Source organism: Mycobacteriales bacterium (genome assembly GCA_035504215.1).
Lineage (GTDB): Bacteria > Actinomycetota > Actinomycetes > JAFAQI01 > JAFAQI01 > DATAUK01.
In genome coordinates, this window is the sequence record DATJSI010000045.1 from 1 (window position 1) to 18,985 (window position 18,985).

An 18,985-nucleotide genomic window follows, 5' to 3' on the forward strand; every position below is an offset into this window, starting at 1 on the left:
CTGCAGACCGCCAGCCTCATACCGCGACAGCCACACATGCACCGTCTTGCGCGACACCCCGAACCGGGCCGCGACATCCTTCACCGTCTCGCCGTCGGCGATCACCGCCCGCACAGCCTCATACCGCTGCTCCGCCACAGACAACTCCCTCATGAACCGGGAGTGTCACCAATCAGCCGAAGTAGGTGTCACCCATCACCCGAAACACTGACACCCATCACCCGAAGCTCGAGTGAGAGGCATCAGCCGAAGTCATACAGGATGCGAGTGCGCCGCCAGGGACTCGAACCCCGAACCCGCGGATTAAGAGTCCGCTGCTCTGCCAGTTGAGCTAGCGGCGCGTGGGGTCAACCCTAGCAGCGCCGAGACCGGCCAGGCAGGGACGAAGGTCCTCGCGGGCAGGCTACGGGCGCGGCGGAGGTCGGCCGGCGGGAGCGCTCAGACCGCGTCGTAGTCGACGGTCACGGCTCCCGTCGTCGGCCGCGACTGGCAGGTCAGGACGAAGCCGGCATCGAGCTCCCACTGCTGAAGCGCGTAGTTGACCGCCATGTCGACCGAGCCGCTCACGACCTGGGCCCGACAGGTCGCGCAGACTCCGCCGGTGCACGAGAACGGTACGTCGAGCCCGGCCGCACGAGCCGAGTCGAGCACGGTGTCCCCGCGATGGCCGGGGATCGTGCGCCGCACGCCGGCCAGCACCACCTCGAGCTGCACGGCCTCCTCGTCACCTTCGCCGGGGTGATGGACGGCGCGGACGGTGTGCGAGCCGTAGAGCTCAAGGTGCACGTGCTCGGCCGGAATGCCGAGCTCGATCAACGTGTCGCGCACCTCGACCGTCATCGGCTCCGGACCGCACGAGAACGCCTCGTCGTACGACGGGATGTGGATCAGCTCCTTGCCGAGCGCGCGCAGCTTGTCCGCGTTGACCCGCCCGTTGAGCAACGGTGTGGCTTGGCTCTCCCGACTGAAGATGTGGATCACGTGCAGTCGGTCGAGATAGCGGTCCTTGAGGTCGTTCAACGCCTCGGCGAAGATCACCGAGCTCGATCCGCGATTGCCGTAGACGAGCGTGCACCGGCTGGCCGGCTCCTGCGCAAGGATCGTCCGCAACAGCGCCATGACCGGCGCGATCCCACTTCCGGCTGCGACGAAGAGGTACCCCTTCTCGTGGCTCGCGTCGATGGGCACGGTGAACCGACCGAGCGGCGGCAGCGTGTCGAGCGCGTCGCCGACCCGCATCGTCGTGTGCGCCCGCTCGCCGAAGACGCCTCCGGTGAGCCGCTTGACCACAACCCGAAGTTCCCCGTCGCCCGGCGCGCTGCAGATCGAGTACGAGCGCTGCACCGGCTTGCCGTCCGGTCCGTCGACCCGGAAGGTCAAGAACTGGCCCGGTGCGAAACGAAAGGTCTCGGCGAGGTCCGCCGGCACCTCGAGCGCCAGCGAGACCGTGTCGTCGGTCTCGCGCCTGATCTCCGCTACGCGAAGCGGATGGAAGACCCGCGCCATCAGTGCGCCTTGAAGTAGTCGAACGGCTCGCGGCACGAGGCACAGCGCCACAACGCCTTGCACGGTGTCGAGCCGAAGCCCGCGATCTCCTCGACATCGGCGGAGCCGCAGTGCGGGCACGCGGCAGGAGCACCGGCGTCGACGATGGGCAGCTGCCGACGACCGTCGGGGGCGGCTGGCGGCACGATGCCGAAACCGAGCAGCTTCTCTCGTCCGGCATCGCTCAGCCAGTCCGTCGTCCACGCCGGCGACAGCTGCACCGTCACGTCGACCTCGTCGTACGACGCTGCCAGCGCAGCGGACACGTCATGCTCGATCACCTCGGTCGCGGGGCAGCCGGAGTACGTCGGCGTCAGCACCACTGAGACGCGGCGTGCGCCGTCGGACTCCTCGACCGCACGCACGATGCCGAGGTCGAGCACGGACAGCACGGGAATCTCGGGGTCCGCGACCTCGGCAAGGATGTCCCAGGCTCGAGCGCTCACCACGTCGCGCCGGGGAACTGCCGCGCCAACGACTGCGACTCCGCGAGCAGGGCGCCGAGATACTCGGTGTGCCGGCCGAGCGAGCCGACCTCTCGACCGTCGGCCGGCAGTTCCGGGACCGGCAGCGCTGCCTCGGCGAGTACTGGCTCGACCGTGTCGATCCAACCCGCCACCGCGATCTCGCCGACGTACGGCCAGAGGGCGTCGAGCGCATCGACCATCCTGCGGTGCGACTCATCGGTACCGTCACCGAGCCGGATCACCCACGAGCTCGAGTGCCGCCGGTGGTAGGCGTTCTCTTTGATCGCCTTCTCCGCGACTCCGCGTACGACCTCATCGCCGGCATCGAGCCACGCGCACCAGACCCGCTCCAGCCAGGCATCGATGAACCACGAGCGCAGGACGGTGTGGCCGAAGTCCCCGTTGGGGAGCTCGCAGATCGTCGGGTTGCGGAACTCCGCCGCGTCGCGGAAGTAGGCGAGCCGGTCCTCGTCGCCGAGGTGTGAGAGCAGCCCGCGAGCCTGTCCGAGCAGGTCGAGAGCGATGTTGCCGAGCGCGACGTCCTCTTCCATCGTCGGCGCGTTGCTGACCCACTCCGACAGCCGATGCGAGGCGATCAGGCACGCGTCGGCAACCACCGCAGCATCGGGCAGTGCGGCGGAGCCGGGTACGGCGGTCGGCTCAGAGGTTGGCGACGCCATCGGGAACTTCATAGAACGTGGGGTGCCGGTAGATCTTGTCCATCGCCGGCTCGAACAGCTCGTCCTTGTCGGCCGGATCGCTCGCCACGATCGCCGCCGAAGGGACGACCCAGATGCTCGCCGCCTCGCCGCGACGGGTGAACACGTCGCGGGCGTTCTCCAGTGCCATCTCGGCGTCGACCGCGTGCAGGCTGCCGACGTGCTGGTGATGCATCCCGTTGCGGGGCCGAAGGAAGACCTCCCAGAGCTGCATGTCAGGCCGCCTGCCGCGCCGCTCGCCTTGCGGCATGCGCCTCGGCCGCTTCGAGCACCCAGGCGCCGTCATCGAAGGCCCGCCTGCGATGCGCCATCCGTTGTGCGTTGCACGGCCCGTTACCGGCGACCACGTTCCGGAACTCGTCCCAGTCGATCTCGCCGAAGCGCCAGTGCCCGGTGGTCTCGTCGTACTCGAGATCGTCGTCAGGGATCCGCAGCCCGAGGAACTGCGCCTGCGGCGCGGTCACGTCGACGAACCGCTGCCGCAGCTCGTCGTTGCTGAAGCGCTTGATCCGCCAGCGCATCGACTGGGCCGAGTGCGGCGACGCGTCGTCGTTGGGCCCGAACATCATGAGCGACGGCCACCACCAACGGTTGAGCGCATCCTGCGCCATCGCCTTCTGCTCGGCGGTGCCGCGGCAGAGCGTGACGAGGATGTCGAAGCCCTGCCGCTGGTGGAAGGACTCCTCACGGCAGATCCGCTTCATCGCCCGCGCATAGGGCCCGAACGAGCACCGGCAGAGCGGGACCTGGTTCATGATCGCGGCGCCGTCGACCAGCCAGCCGATCGCACCCATGTCGGCCCAGGTCGGCGTCGGGTAGTTGAAGATCGACGAGTACTTGGCAGTTCCGGCGAGCAGCTGGTCGACCATCTCCTCGCGGCTGGTGCCGAGCGTCTCGGCTGCGGCGTAGAGGTAGAGACCGTGGCCGGCCTCGTCCTGGACCTTCGCGAGCAGGATGGCCTTGCGTCGCAGGCTCGGTGCGCGGGTGATCCAGCTGCCTTCCGGCTGCATGCCGATGATCTCCGAGTGCGCGTGCTGGGAGATCTGGCGCACCAGCGTCTTGCGGTACGCCTCGGGCATCCAGTCGGTCGGTTCGACCTTCTCCTCGGCCTCGACCCGTGCCTCGAAGCTCGCTTCGTCCATCCCTCGAATGTAACGCCGGCCCGCATGAGCGGCAACAATCTGTCACATCCGGTACGCCGACCGGCCGCTCAGCCCTCCCGGGCGGCCGCCTCGACGAGCGGGGTGAATCGCGGCGCGATCTCCGTCGCGAGCACGATCACCGTCGACGTTCGAGACACGGTCGGAGACGCGACCACTCGGTCGATCACCCGCTGCAGGTCGGCGTTCGAGCGTGCCACCAAGCGCACCATCATGTCCGCGCCGCCCGTGATCGTGTGCGCCTCGAGCACCTCCGGAATCGTGCGCAGGTGCGAGGCGACCGGCTCGTGCGCGCTGCCGGCGGCGGCTCCCTGGGCGATCTCCAGGGTCGCGAACGCCGTCACCGGAAAGCCCAGCGCGCCCGGATCCACGGACGGCGACCAGCCGGTGATGACCCCGGCGCGCTCCATCCGGTCGAGGCGGGCCTGCACGGTGCCGCGGGCTACGCCGAGCCGGCGGGACGCTTCGAGCACACCGATCCGAGGCTCGCCGGCAAAAAGCAGCACGATCTGGCGGTCAAGAGCGTCGAGGCTGTACATATTGCACAGTATGTCGTACGAGTGTTGTACGAGCCGCCTACCGCGGGCACGCTCCCTGCATGACCCAGGCACCCGCATCCGACCAGCTCGCCGGCACGCCTTCGATCGAGGTCGAGGACTTCCCGGTCGAGGGCATCGACTACGTGCATTTCGCCGTTGGCAACGCCAAGCAGGCCGCGCACTTCTACGCCAGCGCGTTCGGGATGCGGGTCGCGGCATATCGAGGCCCCGAGACCGGGCATCGCGACTTCGCGGAGTACCTGCTCGAGTCCGGCACGGCGCGTTTCCTGCTCACCGGCGAGGTGCACGCCGGGACCTTCGTCGGCCGCCATCTGGCCGAGCACGGTGACGGCGTGATCGACGTCGCGATCCGGGTGCCGGACGCGACCCGCGCCTACGAGCTCGCGTTGCACCGCGGCGCGAAGGGCCTGCAGGAACCCACTGTCTCCGAGGACGAGGGCGGCAAGGTCGTCACGGCGACGATCGCGACGTACGGCGAGACCCGGCACACCTTCGTCCAGCGCAGCGACTACAGCGGTGTCTTCCTGCCCGGCTTCGAGGCGCGCGAGACCGGATCGGCAAGTGGCGCAACCGGTCACGTCCTGGCGATCGACCATGTGGTCGGCAACGTCGAGCTCGGGCACATGGACGAATGGGTCGACTTCTACCACCGGATCATGGGCTTCACGAACATGAAGGAGTTCGTCGGCGACGACATCGCGACCGAGTACTCCGCGTTGATGAGCAAGGTGGTCGCCGACGGCAGCCGCAACGTCAAGTTCCCGCTCAACGAGCCGGCGATGGGCAAGAAGAAGAGCCAGATCGACGAGTACCTCGAGTTCTACGGCGGCCCCGGCGTGCAACACATCGCACTGACGACCTCCGACATCGTCGAGACCGTCAAGACGATGTCGGCCGCCGGCGTGGAGTTCCTGGCCACTCCGGACTCCTACTACGACGAGCTCGGTGGCTGGGTGGGAGAGACCCGGGTGCCGATCGACCAGCTCCGCGCGCACGCGATCCTCGCCGATCGCGACGAGGACGGCTACCTGCTCCAGATCTTCACCAAGCCGGTACAGGACCGGCCGACCGTGTTCTTCGAGCTGATCGAGCGGCACGGCTCCGAAGGCTTCGGCAAGGGGAACTTCAAGGCGTTGTTCGAGGCCATCGAGCGCGAACAGGCCAGGCGCGGCAACCTATAGACATGGCCGTCCACCTGCGCGCCGCGATGGGCGCGCTGCCGAGCTACGTCGCCGGCCGCAAGGCGGCCGACAGCGTCGTGCTCGCCAGCAACGAATCGCCGTACGGGCTGTTGCCCTCCGTCGCCGAGCGGATCAACGGGCTGACCGCGGGGATCAGCCGCTATCCCGACATGGCGGCGAGCCGCCTGGTCGCTGCGATCGCGGCTCACCACGGCGTCGCAGCCGAGCGGGTGGCGGTCGGTGCGGGCAGCGTCGAGGTCGTCGGCCAGGTCGCCGCAGCCGCGGTCGATGCCGGCGACGAGGTGGTGTTCGGCTGGCGGGCGTTCGAGGCCTACCCGATCATCACCGCGATCGTGGGCGGCACCGCGGTGAAGGTCCCGCTCCGCGATCACGCGCACGATCTGGCCGCCATGGCCGACGCGGTCAGCGAGCGCACCCGGCTGGTGCTGCTGTGCAACCCGAGCAACCCGACGAGCACCGCGGTCGGCGCGGCGGAGCTCACCGCCTTCGTCGACCGCGTCCCTGACGACGTTCTCATCGTGCTCGACGAGGCCTATCACGAGTACGCCGACCCGGCCGTGGTCCCCGACGGTCTTGTGCTGTTCGGCGACCGGCCGAACGTCGTGGTCACCCGGACGTTCTCGAAGGCGTATGCGTTGGCCGGACTTCGCGTCGGGTACTGCATCGGCGACCCGGAGGTCGTCGCGGCGGTCCGCAAGACCCAGGTGCCGTTCAGCGTCAGCGCGCTCGCCCAGGAGTGCGCGATCGCGGCGCTCGGCGACGCAGCCGAAGTCGAGCGTCGCGCGGCGATGACCGTCGCCGAGCGCGAGCGGGTGGCAGAGCTCCTGGTTGCCGCCGGCTACGACGTGCCGCCGTCGCAGGCAAACTTCGTCTGGTTGCCGGTCGGTGACGACGCCGCCGCGATCGCCGCGCACTGCGAGGCCGGCGGCGTCATCGTCCGGCCGTTCGCAGGAGAAGGCCTTCGGGTGACGATCGGCACCCCTGACGAGAACGACCGGTTCCTCGCGTTGTTCGAGACCTGGCCGCATAGCGGCTGATTCCGCCCGCGACCTGGCAGGGTGATGCGCGTGAAGGTTCGCGCGCAGGGTCTGGTCGTCGGTGCATGCGTCGTCAGCGGGCTGTTCGGCCTGCTCGCGCTCGGCGGCACCGCGAGCCAGACCGCCTCGGCCGGTGGGCGCGCCGTGTCCGGCGTGATCGGCATCGCTGCTGTCGCGCTGGCGGCCCGGCTCATCATGGTCGGGCTGAGTCTGGAGCCGTACTCGGTGACCATCCGCACGCTCACCACCACGAGCCGCTTCACCCGTGCCGAGGTGCTCGGGCTGGCCAGCCAGCCAGCTCTCGGCGGCCGGGTCCGACGCCTTGTCGTGGTGTGCGCCGACGGGAGGGTCGTGCCGTCGCCCTGGACGCTCAGCCGTTCGGGCAACCGAGCGTGGGCAGCGAGTGGCGCGTGGGCCGCGGCGGGATTCGGCCCGACCCAAGAGCAGGTCGCCCCGACACTGAGCCAGGCCGGGCGGCTGATCGAGGTGGACGAGCTGCCGGTTGCCACGGCCGAGCCGGGCCTCGCGCCACAGACCGTTGCGCCGCTGACCGACGCGGCGCCGCTGCGCTGGATCGGCTGGGAGACCGGGTTCGTCGTGGCCGCCTTCGCGCTGCCCGGGGTGGCGGCCGCCGTAGAGATCCTGTCCCAGCACCTCGAAGGCGTCAGCAACCTCAACGAGTTCGCCCTGCCGCTGCCTCACAACCCCGCGGCCAGCTTGTTCATCCTGATCCTGGGGTACCTGACGACCGCGCTCGTCGTCCCGATCGCCTTGCTGTTGCTGGCCCGCACCGGTCAGCCGCCGAAGACGCTCGGGTTGGATCGGCCGGCGATTCGGCGCGACCTGGTGCCCGCCGTTGGGCTGCTGGCGGGCGTGTTCGCCGCGAACGTCGTCGTCGTACTCGCGTTCTCGCACGTCATCAACAACAAGCACTTGGCAAACACCGCCACGAACTCGCACGTGCCGGCGTACTACGTCGTCTACGCGTTGGTGGTCTCGGCGACGACGGCGATCAACGAGGAAGTGGTCGTCAACGGCTACTTCATGACTCGGTTGTCACAGCTGGGCTGGTCGCCGTGGCGCGCGTTCGCGTTGAGCCTCGCGGTCCGGACGAGCTACCACGCCTACTACGGCGTCGGTCTGATCGCCACGATCCCGTTCGGGTACCTCGTGACCCGCTCGTTCCAGAAGCATCGCCGGCTGGCCCGCCCGATCCTCGCCCATTTCCTGTACGACGCGACCTTGCTGACCATCGCGGTCCTGACGTCATAAGACGGATGGTGCCGGGCTACACCGCCGTGGCGCCCGGCAGGTCGCCGGTGGCGAGGTCGGCCACCGTGATGCGTTCGAGGATGTCCCGGATGCCCGCGTGCACGGCGGCCCACAGGTCGTCGACCGATGCCGCGCTTGCCAGCTTCGCCGTCTCGCCGGGTCGCGCGTTCGTGGGCTCGCTGAGCGGCCCATCGACCGCTCGGATCACGTCGGCGACCGTTATCGACCCAGCCGGCCGGGATAACCACCAACCGCCGTGCGGTCCGCGCCGGCTGTCGACCAATCCGACCCGGCGCAGGTCGGCGAGGATGTTCAACAGAAACCGCAACGGAACCTGCTGGGCGTCGGCGATCTCCTGCGCGGTGCGCGCGCTCGAGCTGTCGCCGGCCGTCGCGAGCTCGATCGCCGCACGGATCGCGTAGTCGGTCTTGGCGGACACGCGCACCGATCCGGTGCTGAAGATGGTCATGGCGCTCGTGCTCAGCCGGCCTGCTCCACCGGAGCGGCGGCGGCCATCGACAGGGGTGTTGTGGTCGGGACGGCGGTGAGGTACACGGTCTCTCCCTCGTTCAGCTCGAGCTCGTGGATCTGGTTGCGGGTGAGCTGTACGACGATCGGGTCGCCGCCGTTCACGGGGTGTGCGACCAGCCGCGTCTCGAAGCCCAGCGACACCAGCCGGGTGATCACCACCGCCTGCGCCCGCGGGCCGGCGGACTTCGACACCCGGATGTCGTGTGGTCGGACCATCTGTCCATCGAGCTGCGTCACCGGGCCGAGGAACCCCATGACGAATCCGTTCGCCGGGTGGTCGTAGAGCTGGTCCGGCGTTCCGGACTGCTCGACCCGACCCTCGTTGATGACGATGATCTGGTCCGCGATCTCCATCGCCTCTTCCTGGTCGTGGGTGACGAAGATCGTGGTCGTGTGCACCTCGTCGTGCAGCCGCCGCAGCCACTCGCGCAGTTCCTGGCGCACCTTGACGTCGAGCGCGCCGAACGGCTCGTCGAGCAGCATGAGCGCGGGTTCGACCGCCAGCGCCCGGGCCAGCGCCATCCGTTGCCGCTGCCCACCGGACAGCTCGGACGGGTAGCGGGACGCGAGCCCTTCGAGGTGAACGAGCTTGAGCAGGTCGTTCACCCGGCCGCGAATCTTGGGCTTGGGTGCCTTGGCCACCTTCAGGCCGAACGCGACGTTGTCCCACACCGTCATGTGGGTGAAGGCCGCGTAGTGCTGGAAGACGAAGCCGATCCCACGGTCGCGGGCAGCTACGTGCGTCACGTCCTTACCATCGATCAAGACGGTGCCCGCGTCGGGCTGCTCGAGTCCGGCGATGATCCGGAGCAAGGTCGACTTGCCACCGCCGCTCGGGCCGAGCACGGCGGTCAGCTGACCGGTCTCGATGTCGACGCTCACGTCGTCGAGAGCGTGGAAGTCACCGAAGGACTTGCTGACGTTGCGGACCTCGATGCTCATGACCCAACTTCCTTACGTCGACGCCCGCTCAGCGTGGTCATGCCGAGCAGGATCAGGAGCGAGATGACGGCGAGCAGCAGACCTGCGCTGTACGCCGCAACCGGCTGGAAGTTCGCGAAGCTCTGGCTCACGTACAGCGGAAGCGTCTGCGTCTGGCCGACGATGTTGCCCGACACGAGGTTGACCGCCCCGAACTCCCCGAGCGCGCGGGCCGCGGTCAGGACGACGCCGTACACCACCGCCCAACGGATCGCGGGCAACGTCACCCGGAAGAAGCTCTGCATGCGCGCGGCACCGAGCACCTCGGCGGCCTGCTCCTGCTCGCTGCCGAGCTCTTCGAGGACAGGAACGACCTCTCGTACGACGAACGGCAGGCTGACGAAGATGGTCGCGATGGCGATCGCCTTCCAGGTGAAGAGCACGCCGACGTCGCCGAACCAGCCGTCCCGCCCGTACAGCGTGTAGACCGCCAGCCCGATGACCACCGGTGACATCGCGAACGGCAGGTTGATCATCGCGTTGACCAGCCACGGCAACGGCATCTTGCGACGAGCCAGCAGCCATGCCGTGGTGACGCCGAAGACCACGTTAACCGGCACGCAGATGGCGGTGATGAGCAGCGAGAGCAGCAGCGCGTGAGTAGCGTCCGGGCTGCTGAGGGCGTCCCAGACGGGTGTGACGCCGTGCTCGAACGTGCGATAGCCGATCATCACGATCGGCACGACGAGCAGCAGGGTGACGTAGGCGATGATCGAGTAGCGCAGCGCGTACTTACCCATGGCGAGCCACCCTGCGCCGGGTCGCGAGTGCGAGGACCAGGAAGACCAGCAATGCCAGCGCGAGCAGCTCGACGCTGACCGCCGCAGCCGCCCCTGAGTTGTCCTGCTCGACGTCGTTGAAGATCAGCTGAGAGGCAACCTCGGTGTGCGGCAGGTTCCCGCCGATGAGAACCACCGAGCCGAACTCACCGAGCGCGCGGGTGAAGGCGAGCGCCGCGCCGGTAAGCGTCGCCGGCAGGATTGCCGGCAGCGTGATCCGCCGGAAGATCGTGAACGGCCGTGCGCCGAGGCACGCGGCGGCGTCTTCGACATCGCGCTCGAGGCTGAGCAGCACCGGTTGGACCGCGCGCGTGACGAACGGCAGCGTGACGAACAGCAGCGCGAACAGAACTCCGATCCGGGTGCCCACGACGTTGACACCGATCGGGCTGCCCGGCCCGTACAGCGTCAGCAACACGAGCCCGGCGACGATCGTCGGCAGCGCGAACGGCAGGTCGATGAGTGAGTTGAGCACCCGCTTGCCGGGGAACTCGTCCCGCACCAGAACCCAGGCCAGGGCGACCCCGGTGACGATGTCGATCAGCGCGGCGGCGAGCGATACCTCGATCGTGAAGGTCAGGACCGAGCGCGCCTCGTGCGACGTCGCGCTCGACCAGAACGAGCCGTGCGCCGCGAGGCTGATGAGCGCCGCCACCGGCAACCCGACGAGGATCGACAGGTAGAGCATCGACAGCCCGGGCGTGACGCCCGCGGCGATCGGTCGTGGCACGACCCAGCTGCGGGGCCGTGCCACGACGGCGAGATCAGCCACTGGAGCCGTTCCCGAGCGCGTTCTCGATCTTGCTGATCGAGCCCGACGTGCCGAAGTACTCGGAGTTCACCTTGGCCCAACCGCCGAGCGACGCGATCGTGAACAGCCCCGGCGGGGTGGGGAACTGCGTGGTGCTGAGGTCGGCTTTCACGACCGGGCGGTAGCCGGCCGCCGCGAAGATCTTCTGCGCCTGGTCGGTGTAGAGGAACTTCACGAAGTTCGCGGCGAGCGTCGGGTTCTTCGCGTTGGTCGTCACAGCGACCGGGTTCTGGATCAGGATCGTGTCCGGCGGCGTGACGTAGTCGACCGGTTCGCCCGCCTGCTGGGCCTTGATGGCCTCGTTCTCGTAGGCAATCAGCACGTTGCCCGTGCCGCCCACGAAGGCTGCCGTCGCGTCCGAGCCGCTGTCCGGTTGTGCCACGGTGTGCTGCAGCAGCTCCTTGACGAAGGTGAGTGCCTGCGCGGGTGTCTTGCCCTCCTTGAGCTCCGCGCCGTACGCCGCCATGAGGTTCCAGCAGGCGCTGCCCGAGCTCAGCGGGTTAGGAGTGACGACCTTGACGCCGGGCTTGATCAGGTCGTCCCAGTTCGTGATGTGCAGCGGGTTGCCCTTGCGAACCACCAGTACGGCGACGGAGTCGGTGACGATCCCGTGGTACTGGTTCGCATCCCAGTTCGGCGACACGAGCGTCGCGGACACCAGGCTCGTCATGTCGCTCTGCCGGGAGAACTCGACCACGTCCGCGGCCTGGCCGGCGATGACGGCCTTGGCCTGGGTGCCGGAAGCGCCGTAGGACTGGCCGAACTTCGCGTTCTTGCCGGCGGCGGTCGCCTGGAAGGCCGGGATGAGCTTGGCGTAGACCGACTGCGGTGTCGAGTAGGCGACCAGGTCAAGGGTGTTCTTCGATCCGCCGGAGCTGCACCCCGCGGATGCGGCCATGATGGCTAGTGCGCCCGCGACTGCGGCGATGCGTTTCGGTGTCCTCACGGTGATCTGCTCCTTCACTCACGCGATAGTCGAAGACGAATCGTTTCTACAAAGACTACCGACATAGTTGAGATTAGCAGATCGCTCCTCATAGATGAGTCAGTGCCGACACGCCCGGACTGTGCGCACTATCGGAGGATCAGGCTCTCGCCGCTGCGCGCGGCCGGGCATCACCGGCCGAACTCCGGCCGCTGTGGCTTAGCGGCCGGCGCGGAACACGCGGCGCAGATGCCCCAGGTGCGCGTGGCCGAGCAGTGCGACATGGAACAGGTGAGCTTCGTCGGTGACGCCGTCCAACGTGCCGAGCACGGAGAGCACGAGGAGCGTGAGAGCGATCCCGAGCATGACCCATCCGAGCCGGGGCGGCTCGGTCGCCATCGCCGCGACCCGGCTGTCCACGGCGCCGCCGCTCATCGACAGGGCGGCCGCCGGCCTGGGCGCGGGCCGAGCGGCGTTGGCGGCCCGCGACAGAGCGGAGGCAACCAACGCCCGGTCGCAGATTCGGGCGGCGTCCTCGTCCGCCCAGCGCTCGGTGACCCAGGACTGCGCGCGCGGCAACGGTGCGAGTAACGGGTTCAGCGCGGTCGCGACGGTGACCGCGGTGCGATGGAGGTGATGGCGATGGCGCAGGTGCGATCGCTCGTGCGCCAGCATCACCCGGCATTCGTCGCGACTGAGCAACGCGAGCATTCCCTTGGTGACGAAGATCCGGCCCGGGCGCCCGGGAACGGCGTATGCATCAGGTGCCTCGTCGCCGAGTACGACGAGATCGGTGCCGGTGTCGCTCAGCGCCCGGTTCATGCGATGGGCCGCGCGGATCGCCCGCCAGCGCTGAACCAGCACCCATGCGCAGCGGCCGATGCCGAAGGCGAACAGGGCCAATGCGGTGATCGCGACCGGGAGGTGCACCGGGTCGGCGCGTCGCAAGGTGCTGCTCGACCAGTGGCCGGCGGCGGCGAGCGAGGAGTTCTGGCCCACGATCGTCATCGCGAGCAGGCCGACCGAAGCCAGCCCGCTGGCGGCCGCGATCAACGCGCCGACCGAGAGCAGCCAGGCGGCCACGGCGGGTGCGAGCCGGCGCGCCAGAAACGGCCCGGCCACGCCGAACAGCGCCGCGAAGGCGACACCGACGTAGACCGAGTAGTGCACTAGCTTCTCCGTGGTCGGGCGGGGCGGCGCAGCAACGATGCGAGCGTTCGTTCGTCCCGCTTGCTCAGCGAGCCGACGAACCGCGCGAGGATTTCGTCCCGGTCATCCCCCCGGTCGAGCAGTGCACGCATCTGCGATGCGGCGAGCTCGGCCTGCGCGAACGCCGGCGTGTAGACGAACGCGCGCCCGGCTCGCTGCCGGGTGACCGACCCCTTCTCGTGCAAGCGGGACAGGATCGTCATGACCGTGGTGTAGGCGAGCCCGGCATCGAGGGCGTCACGGACCTGGCCCGGGGACATCGGCTCATGACTTCGCCACAGGGTCGCGAGGACATCCGCCTCGAGCTCACCCGGTCCGCGTCTTGGGTGTGCAGTCATGGCCTCTCCAGCATCCCGACTACGACGCATTGTAGTTGCCGGTCAGCCGCGCGCGTACCGCAGATACAGCAGGTCGTCGTGCATGAGCACGTGGCGCAGCGAGAGGCGGGTCGGCGCCAGCAGGCTGGACGCGGGCTGCATCGTCGTGGGTTGCGACCCGGCGAGGTACGGCGACAGCGTGAGGCACATCTCGTCGACCAGGTCGTGCTCTACCAGCCGGCTGAGCAGGAACGGGCCGCCTTCACAGAGGACCCGGCGAAGGCCGCGGTCGGCGAGCTCGGCCAAGATTCGTGCGGGATCGATCGCGTCCTCGCCGACGACCATGACATCGGCGACCTCCTGCAGCTCCGCCGCCGCCTTGGCGCCGCTGGCCAGGGTCGCCACGATCGTCCGGGGCCCGCTCGGGTCGAAGATCGGCAGCGCCACCGGCAGGTTGGCGCGGGCCGTCACGACGACGAGCGGGGGTTCGTCGGTGTACCCGGCCTGGCGGCGTGCGGCCTTGGTCTCCTGGGGCAGCTCGACCGGGCCGTAATGCTCGGCGAGCACCGTCGCGGACCCGACCATGACCGCGTCCGCCAGCCCGCGCAGGTAGTTGAGCAGGGTTTGGTCGGCCGGGTCGGTGATGGCCTTGGTCCGTCCGCGGAAGGCGCCGGCGCCGTCCGGGGTGAGCACCATGTTCGCGCGGACGCCCTCGGGCGGGTCACCGTAGAAGCGAGCCAGCTGGTCCGGGGTGTCGGGCAGCTCGGCGATCCCGTGGGCGGAGGGCACGACCCCAGCCTGTCAGGTCGTTCGGAGGGCGGTGTAGCTCGGCATTTTTATCCCGTTATGTCCTGTGGCATCCTTAATCGCGGCCCGCGGACGGCCGATAACTCCAGACGTCAGTGCCCGATCCTGACCCGGTATGGGGAATCCCTTGGCTGTATCGATCATGGCGAGCCCGCGCGCGCGGACCCCGCTCGCCCGCACGATCACCGTCCTTGCGCTGGCCGCCGCAGGGGCTGCCGGTCTCGCAGCTCCGGCCGGCGCCAGCCGCTCGGCCGGCAAGCTGCCCGCTCCGCCGACGTCACCGAAGGAGTCAGCGGCGATCGAGGGGTACGCGCCGTACCAGGCCCAGTTCTTCTGCCGGCACAAGGTCGAGCCGGGGGTGAAGGCGTTCGAGAAGCTCGTGCTCGCGAACTACCCGGGCACGCACTCCGACGGCGACTTGCGGGCGTGCGACGACGGTGGCACCAGCGAGCACAAGGACGGGCGGGCCTGGGACTGGGGTGCAGACCATCGCAACGCCAAGCAGCGCGCGGACGGAAAGTCGTTGCTGCACTGGCTGTTCGCGACCGATTCGTACGGCAACAAGGATGCGATGTTCCGCCGGCTCGGCTTGATGTACGTGATCTGGGACAAGCGGATCTGGGGCACCTGGTCGCAGAAGTGGGAGCCGTACTCCTGCTCCGGCGTGACCGCCTGTCACGTCAACCACATCCATTTCTCGTTCGGCTGGGCCGGCGCGGAGCAGAAGACGTCGTTCTGGACCGGCAAGGTCTCCGGCGTGGTGGAGCCGCCGTTGCCGCGGTTCACGAGCATGACCGCGCACAAGACGTTGCGGATCAAGGCAAAGACCGGCAGCGTCGATGCGATGTGGTTGCTCAAGGGCCACGACGGCTACCGCGCGGTCGCGTCCGGAGTCTGGCATCGCAGCGGTACGCCGTCGGACGCCATGTGCACGAAGACGTCCGACGGCTGGCGGCCTTCCAGAAGCGGCGTCAGCGTCACCGGCGACCAGCTTCAAGGGTGGGGCGAGCAGTGGGTGCCGGTTCACGACAACGGTCACGGTTGTTCGACCGATCACACCTACCGGCTGGTGCTGAACCCGGGTCACTCGTCGACGGTGGTCGGCGAGCTCGCCGGCGCCGGAGCGAGCAAGGACACCGGCTCGGTGCGGCTGCGCTTCAGCCGAACCAGCTAGGCGCGCCCACGCCGATCGCGACCAGTGGTCGCGGACAATGAGCGGCGATGCCGTCGATCAGTCCGCGCGCGACCGTCCGCACGGTCGGGGAGATTCTGCTCACCCTGGGTGTGATCGTCCTGCTGTTCGTCGCCTACGAGCTGTGGTGGACGGGACGCGTGACGCGGCACGACCAGAGCGCGTTGGTGCACACGTTGGAGCGGCAGTGGGCTCACGGCGAGAATCCGGCTGCCGTCGCGGCCCATCCGCAGCTCGGCACCGCGATCGCGATCCTGCGCATTCCGCGGCTCGGCCGGAACTATCGGTTCGCGATCGTCCAGGGCACGTCGACCGCCGACCTCATCAAGGGTCCCGGTCACTACCCCGGGACGGCGTTGCCCGGCCAGGTCGGAAACTTCGCGGTCGCGGGACACCGGACGACGTACCTCCATCCGTTCTTCGACATCAACGAGCTGAAGAGCGGCGACGCGATCGTGATCGAAACGGGGACGACGTGGTTCACCTACCGGGTCGAGAACGTCCCGGGCACGTCGGCTCGTTACCAGGAGATCGTCTCGCCCACCGATCTGTCCGTCGCCTATCCGGTGCCGGACCAGCCGAACCCCTCGGCCGTTCCGAGATTGGCGGTGCTCACACTCACCTCCTGCAACCCGCGCTACTCGGCCGCGCAGCGCATCGTCATTCACGCGGTGCTGGTGGCGCGGCAGCCGGTGTCGGCGGGCCGTCCGCCGGCCCTGGCGGGTTCGGCGGTGACCTGATGTACGGGTGGGTGTGGCGACGGCTGCCGGGCAGCCGGCCGGTGAAGCTGGTCGCGTCGCTGGTGCTCCTCGTCGCCGTCCTCGCGCTGCTGTTCCTCGTGGTGTTCCCCTGGCTCGGACCGCGGCTGCCGTTCGACCACAACACGGTCGGCGGGGCGATTCGTCCGCTGAGGGTGGCTTCGCCGGTCGACCCGCACGCTCGGGAGCTCCGATTTGGGACATTCAGGAGGGTGTCGTCCTAGAGCTAAGGCCGCGCAACGGTTAGTCTCCGCCGGGTAAACGCCAGGCGTATAGAGGAACGGCGATGCATCCCAGGACACTGATGCCCCGATCCGCGCTTCCCCCGGACAGCCGACGGCCCGGCCGTCGTCGCGGTCCGCAGCGGCTCCGGAGCCGCGTTGCCCGCGGTGCCGCGCTGAGCTTCGCCGTGACCCTCTGCGGCCTGTTCGGCCTGATCGCGACCGCGCCCCCGGCGGCCGCCGCCGCCCAGTCCTGCGGGTTCGCGACCGCGGGCACCGGCACCTACGCCAGCACGATCTGCTGGTTCGACCTGTCCGGCTACAACGCCGCCCAGGCGACCAGCGCGTCCGGCCAGGTGATGACGATCGATCTGCCCAACGGGTACACGATCGTCTTCACGTTGAAGGTCTCGGGCGGTGCGGTGAAGGCGACCACGATGCCGACGTACTCGGGTGCCTACCTGGGCCGGCTCGGATACACCAACATTCCCGGCGACCCCGCGCTCTACCAGACGACGAGTGGTACGACGACCACCGCGACGCTGAGCAACATCACGATGACCGACTCCTCCGGCGACGTGCAGACCGGCTATTCGTTGGTGGGCGCCGACGCGGAGTCGAGCGACAACGGCGAGTCGATCACCTGGAACTCGTCGAACGTGATCAATTCGCTCACTGCAACACCGAGCGGCAACGGCCTCGGCAACGCCTGCGGCGGTGGCTTCACCGGCGTCGGCACCACCTCGGTGACCTGCATCGGCAAGAGCACCGGGAACAAGACCGGCGCTCCCATCCTCGCCTCGGATGCACCGAGCACGTTCAGCCAGGTAATGGTCGGCGGCGGGCTCGAAGGGGTCGCCTTCGGCGTGCTGGTCTCGGAGGTCGAGCTCAACAAGACCGTCGTCAACGGGTTCACCGGCGACTCCTTCGGGCTGTCGGTGACGAACGGATCCGGAACCGTGGTCGCAACCGCCAACACGAACGGCGGCACCTCTGCGTCAACCGGTCAGGTCACGGTGATCGTCGCATCCGGAGGCTCGCAGTACACGCTCGCCGAGTCGGCCACCGCTGGATCGCTCGCGAACTACACCGGCTCGTGGAGCTGTACGAGAAACGGCGCGGCCGACTCCTCGCTTCCGAGCGGCAATGCCGGAAGCTCGGCCACCGTGACGCTGCAAATCGGCGACTTCGTCGAGTGCACGATCACCAACACCGCGGACTCGGCGTCGCTCTCGATGACGAAACACGCAGGCACTCCGGTCGACGTCAACCATGACGGTCTGGTCGACGCCGGCGACACCATCGCCTACACCTTCACGGTGACGAACACCGGCGACATCGAGATCGACAACGTCGGCATCACCGACGCAAAGGTCGGGTCGGTCACCTGTCCGCAGCCGTCGCTGGCTGCCGGCGACAGCGAGACCTGCACGGCGGACTCGCCGTACACGATCACCGCGGCCGATGTGACCGCGGGCGGGGTGCACAACTCGGCGACCGCCACCGGGTCGGTGGCCGGCAGCGCCGACGGCACCGTCACGTCCCCACCCTCGACGACCGACACGCCGACCACGGCGCCGGCGCCGTCCTTGACGGTCGCGAAGTCGGTGCTGCCCACGTCGGTCAGCGCCGCGGGCCAGACCGTGACGTACTCGTTCCTGGTCACCAACACGGGCAACGTGACGATCACCGGAGTCTCGATCGACGAGCTGGACTTCTCGGGCACCGGGACGCTGTCGTCCGTGTCCTGCCCGTCCGGTGCCGCCTCGCTCGTTCCAACGGCGAGCGTCACCTGCACCGCGACGTACCAAGTCACCCAGGCGGACATGGACGCAGGCTCGGTCTCGAACACCGCGGACGCGACCGGCACGGACCCCGCCGGCGACACCGTCACATCGCCGTCGTCGAGCACATCGTTCACGACGACGGCTGCGCCTGCGCTCACCGTCGTGAAGTCCGCCTCGCCTTCCGGGAGCGCGCCCCTGCACGCCGGCGAGATGATCACCTACTCGTTCGTGGTGACCAACACCGGGAACGTCACCCTGACCGACATCACCGTCAACGAGGGAGCGTTCAGCGGCACCGGCACGCTGTCGTCAGTGAGCTGCCCGTCCGGGGCGGCGTCGCTCGCGCCGGGCGACCAGGTCACCTGCACAGCCACCTACACCGTCACTCAGGCCGACGTGGACTCCGGCGACATCTCGAACTCGGCGACCGCCACCGGGACACCACCGGCCGGTGACGGCGGTCCCATCACCTCGCCGCCGTCGACCGTCGACCTTCCCTCGACGCCGCAGCCGGGTCTCACGGTCGTGAAGACGGCTTCGCCTACGACGATTTCGAAGGTCGGGCAGACGATCACATTCTCCTTCCTGATCACCAACACCGGCAACGTGACGATCACGAACGCGGGTGTCATCGAGGGGAAGTTCACCGGCTCCGGAACCCTGTCGGCGGTCAGCTGTCCGTCCGGCGCGGCCGCGCTGCTTCCG

Annotated in this window: 22 protein-coding genes and 1 tRNA gene; 7 read left to right on the plus strand and 16 right to left on the minus strand. The window is 68.7% G+C overall.

Features of this window, described 5'->3' with window-relative positions:
- The 8 genes from VME70_05525 to VME70_05560 form a co-directional block, all read right to left on the minus strand.
- Positions 1-153 (minus strand): helix-turn-helix domain-containing protein (locus VME70_05525; GenBank protein ID HTW19660.1); only part of this gene is annotated, 153 nt, incomplete at its 3' end.
- A 115-nt stretch (positions 154-268) separates the two neighbouring features.
- Positions 269-341: transfer RNA gene (locus tag VME70_05530), tRNA-Lys, on the minus strand.
- A 97-nt stretch (positions 342-438) separates the two neighbouring features.
- A complete protein-coding gene (locus VME70_05535) occupies positions 439-1,506 on the minus strand; it encodes a 2Fe-2S iron-sulfur cluster-binding protein (GenBank protein ID HTW19661.1) in 1,068 nt (355 codons plus the stop codon).
- Positions 1,506-1,991 (minus strand): 1,2-phenylacetyl-CoA epoxidase subunit PaaD, encoded by a 486-nt coding sequence (gene paaD, locus VME70_05540; GenBank protein ID HTW19662.1) that lies wholly within the window; start codon positions 1,989-1,991, stop codon positions 1,506-1,508. The genes VME70_05535 and paaD overlap by 1 nt, the downstream gene beginning before the upstream one ends.
- Positions 1,988-2,692 carry a 1,2-phenylacetyl-CoA epoxidase subunit PaaC gene (gene paaC / locus VME70_05545; GenBank protein HTW19663.1) on the minus strand — a complete coding sequence of 235 codons (705 nt, stop codon included), beginning with the start codon at positions 2,690-2,692 and terminating at the stop codon, positions 1,988-1,990. Before paaC ends, paaD begins: the two co-directional genes overlap by 4 nt.
- Positions 2,673-2,945 (minus strand): 1,2-phenylacetyl-CoA epoxidase subunit PaaB, encoded by a 273-nt coding sequence (gene paaB, locus VME70_05550; protein ID HTW19664.1) that lies wholly within the window; start codon positions 2,943-2,945, stop codon positions 2,673-2,675. Before paaB ends, paaC begins: the two co-directional genes overlap by 20 nt.
- A gap of 1 nt (position 2,946) precedes the next feature.
- On the minus strand, positions 2,947-3,873 hold the full coding sequence (gene paaA / locus VME70_05555; protein ID HTW19665.1) for a 1,2-phenylacetyl-CoA epoxidase subunit PaaA: 927 nt from the start codon (positions 3,871-3,873) through the stop codon (positions 2,947-2,949).
- A 68-nt stretch (positions 3,874-3,941) separates the two neighbouring features.
- Complete coding sequence (locus VME70_05560; GenBank protein HTW19666.1) at positions 3,942-4,430, minus strand: Lrp/AsnC family transcriptional regulator; 489 nt, start codon at positions 4,428-4,430, stop codon at positions 3,942-3,944.
- Positions 4,431-4,489: 59 nt separating this feature from the next.
- Here VME70_05560 and hppD point away from each other — a divergent pair, with 59 nt between their 5' ends.
- The 3 genes from hppD to VME70_05575 are packed head-to-tail and all read left to right on the plus strand — an operon-like array spanning position 4,490 to position 7,962.
- On the plus strand, positions 4,490-5,632 hold the full coding sequence (gene hppD / locus VME70_05565) for a 4-hydroxyphenylpyruvate dioxygenase (protein HTW19667.1): 1,143 nt from the start codon (positions 4,490-4,492) through the stop codon (positions 5,630-5,632).
- Between the two features lie 2 nt (positions 5,633-5,634).
- Positions 5,635-6,690: a histidinol-phosphate transaminase gene (gene hisC / locus VME70_05570; protein ID HTW19668.1), complete on the plus strand. Its 1,056-nt coding sequence runs from the start codon at positions 5,635-5,637 to the stop codon at positions 6,688-6,690.
- Positions 6,691-6,720: 30 nt separating this feature from the next.
- Positions 6,721-7,962 carry a type II CAAX endopeptidase family protein gene (locus tag VME70_05575; protein HTW19669.1) on the plus strand — a complete coding sequence of 414 codons (1,242 nt, stop codon included), beginning with the start codon at positions 6,721-6,723 and terminating at the stop codon, positions 7,960-7,962.
- A gap of 16 nt (positions 7,963-7,978) precedes the next feature.
- On the opposite strand, the gene VME70_05580 is transcribed toward VME70_05575, so the two are convergent.
- The 8 genes from VME70_05580 to VME70_05615 form a co-directional block, all read right to left on the minus strand.
- Positions 7,979-8,431: an Rrf2 family transcriptional regulator gene (locus VME70_05580; GenBank protein HTW19670.1), complete on the minus strand. Its 453-nt coding sequence runs from the start codon at positions 8,429-8,431 to the stop codon at positions 7,979-7,981.
- Positions 8,432-8,442: 11 nt separating this feature from the next.
- Positions 8,443-9,435: a sulfate ABC transporter ATP-binding protein gene (locus VME70_05585; GenBank protein ID HTW19671.1), complete on the minus strand. Its 993-nt coding sequence runs from the start codon at positions 9,433-9,435 to the stop codon at positions 8,443-8,445.
- Complete coding sequence (locus VME70_05590; protein ID HTW19672.1) at positions 9,432-10,214, minus strand: sulfate ABC transporter permease subunit; 783 nt, start codon at positions 10,212-10,214, stop codon at positions 9,432-9,434. Before VME70_05590 ends, VME70_05585 begins: the two co-directional genes overlap by 4 nt.
- A complete protein-coding gene (locus VME70_05595) occupies positions 10,207-10,983 on the minus strand; it encodes an ABC transporter permease subunit (GenBank protein HTW19673.1) in 777 nt (258 codons plus the stop codon). Before VME70_05595 ends, VME70_05590 begins: the two co-directional genes overlap by 8 nt.
- Before the next feature lie 34 nt (positions 10,984-11,017).
- Complete coding sequence (locus tag VME70_05600; protein ID HTW19674.1) at positions 11,018-12,028, minus strand: sulfate ABC transporter substrate-binding protein; 1,011 nt, start codon at positions 12,026-12,028, stop codon at positions 11,018-11,020.
- Positions 12,029-12,208: 180 nt separating this feature from the next.
- Positions 12,209-13,159 carry a M48 family metalloprotease gene (locus VME70_05605; GenBank protein HTW19675.1) on the minus strand — a complete coding sequence of 317 codons (951 nt, stop codon included), beginning with the start codon at positions 13,157-13,159 and terminating at the stop codon, positions 12,209-12,211.
- Entirely contained in the window at positions 13,159-13,536 is a 378-nt protein-coding gene (locus tag VME70_05610; GenBank protein HTW19676.1) for a BlaI/MecI/CopY family transcriptional regulator, read from the minus strand. The genes VME70_05605 and VME70_05610 overlap by 1 nt, the downstream gene beginning before the upstream one ends.
- A gap of 42 nt (positions 13,537-13,578) precedes the next feature.
- The gene (locus VME70_05615) at positions 13,579-14,304 is read right to left on the minus strand and encodes a pyrimidine reductase family protein (protein HTW19677.1); all 726 of its coding nucleotides are present in this window, start codon (positions 14,302-14,304) and stop codon (positions 13,579-13,581) included.
- Between the two features lie 160 nt (positions 14,305-14,464).
- Between VME70_05615 and VME70_05620 the strand changes: the two genes are divergently transcribed.
- The 4 genes from VME70_05620 to VME70_05635 form a co-directional block, all read left to right on the plus strand.
- The gene (locus VME70_05620) at positions 14,465-15,496 is read left to right on the plus strand and encodes a hypothetical protein (GenBank protein ID HTW19678.1); all 1,032 of its coding nucleotides are present in this window, start codon (positions 14,465-14,467) and stop codon (positions 15,494-15,496) included.
- Between the two features lie 47 nt (positions 15,497-15,543).
- Positions 15,544-16,254: a class E sortase gene (locus tag VME70_05625; protein ID HTW19679.1), complete on the plus strand. Its 711-nt coding sequence runs from the start codon at positions 15,544-15,546 to the stop codon at positions 16,252-16,254.
- Positions 16,254-16,496: a hypothetical protein gene (locus VME70_05630; protein HTW19680.1), complete on the plus strand. Its 243-nt coding sequence runs from the start codon at positions 16,254-16,256 to the stop codon at positions 16,494-16,496. Before VME70_05625 ends, VME70_05630 begins: the two co-directional genes overlap by 1 nt.
- Positions 16,497-16,681: 185 nt before the next feature.
- Positions 16,682-18,985 (plus strand): hypothetical protein (locus VME70_05635; GenBank protein HTW19681.1); only part of this gene is annotated, 2,304 nt, incomplete at its 3' end.

What these genes read in the sequence shown, in the direction of transcription:
- hisC (HTW19668.1), top strand. Translation starts at nt 5,635, where the DNA reads ATGGCCGTCCACCTGCGCGCCGCGATGGGCGCGCTGCCGAGCTACGTC.
- VME70_05590 (HTW19672.1), bottom strand. Translation starts at nt 10,214, where the DNA reads ATGGGTAAGTACGCGCTGCGCTACTCGATCATCGCCTACGTCACCCTG.
- hppD (HTW19667.1), top strand. Translation starts at nt 4,490, where the DNA reads ATGACCCAGGCACCCGCATCCGACCAGCTCGCCGGCACGCCTTCGATC.
- paaA (HTW19665.1), bottom strand. Translation starts at nt 3,873, where the DNA reads ATGGACGAAGCGAGCTTCGAGGCACGGGTCGAGGCCGAGGAGAAGGTC.
- VME70_05585 (HTW19671.1), bottom strand. Translation starts at nt 9,435, where the DNA reads ATGAGCATCGAGGTCCGCAACGTCAGCAAGTCCTTCGGTGACTTCCAC.
- paaB (HTW19664.1), bottom strand. Translation starts at nt 2,945, where the DNA reads ATGCAGCTCTGGGAGGTCTTCCTTCGGCCCCGCAACGGGATGCATCAC.
- VME70_05620 (HTW19678.1), top strand. Translation starts at nt 14,465, where the DNA reads ATGGCGAGCCCGCGCGCGCGGACCCCGCTCGCCCGCACGATCACCGTC.
- paaC (HTW19663.1), bottom strand. Translation starts at nt 2,692, where the DNA reads ATGGCGTCGCCAACCTCTGAGCCGACCGCCGTACCCGGCTCCGCCGCA.
- VME70_05630 (HTW19680.1), top strand. Translation starts at nt 16,254, where the DNA reads ATGTACGGGTGGGTGTGGCGACGGCTGCCGGGCAGCCGGCCGGTGAAG.
- VME70_05580 (HTW19670.1), bottom strand. Translation starts at nt 8,431, where the DNA reads ATGACCATCTTCAGCACCGGATCGGTGCGCGTGTCCGCCAAGACCGAC.
- VME70_05560 (HTW19666.1), bottom strand. Translation starts at nt 4,430, where the DNA reads ATGTACAGCCTCGACGCTCTTGACCGCCAGATCGTGCTGCTTTTTGCC.
- VME70_05610 (HTW19676.1), bottom strand. Translation starts at nt 13,536, where the DNA reads ATGACTGCACACCCAAGACGCGGACCGGGTGAGCTCGAGGCGGATGTC.
- VME70_05625 (HTW19679.1), top strand. Translation starts at nt 15,544, where the DNA reads ATGCCGTCGATCAGTCCGCGCGCGACCGTCCGCACGGTCGGGGAGATT.
- VME70_05535 (HTW19661.1), bottom strand. Translation starts at nt 1,506, where the DNA reads ATGGCGCGGGTCTTCCATCCGCTTCGCGTAGCGGAGATCAGGCGCGAG.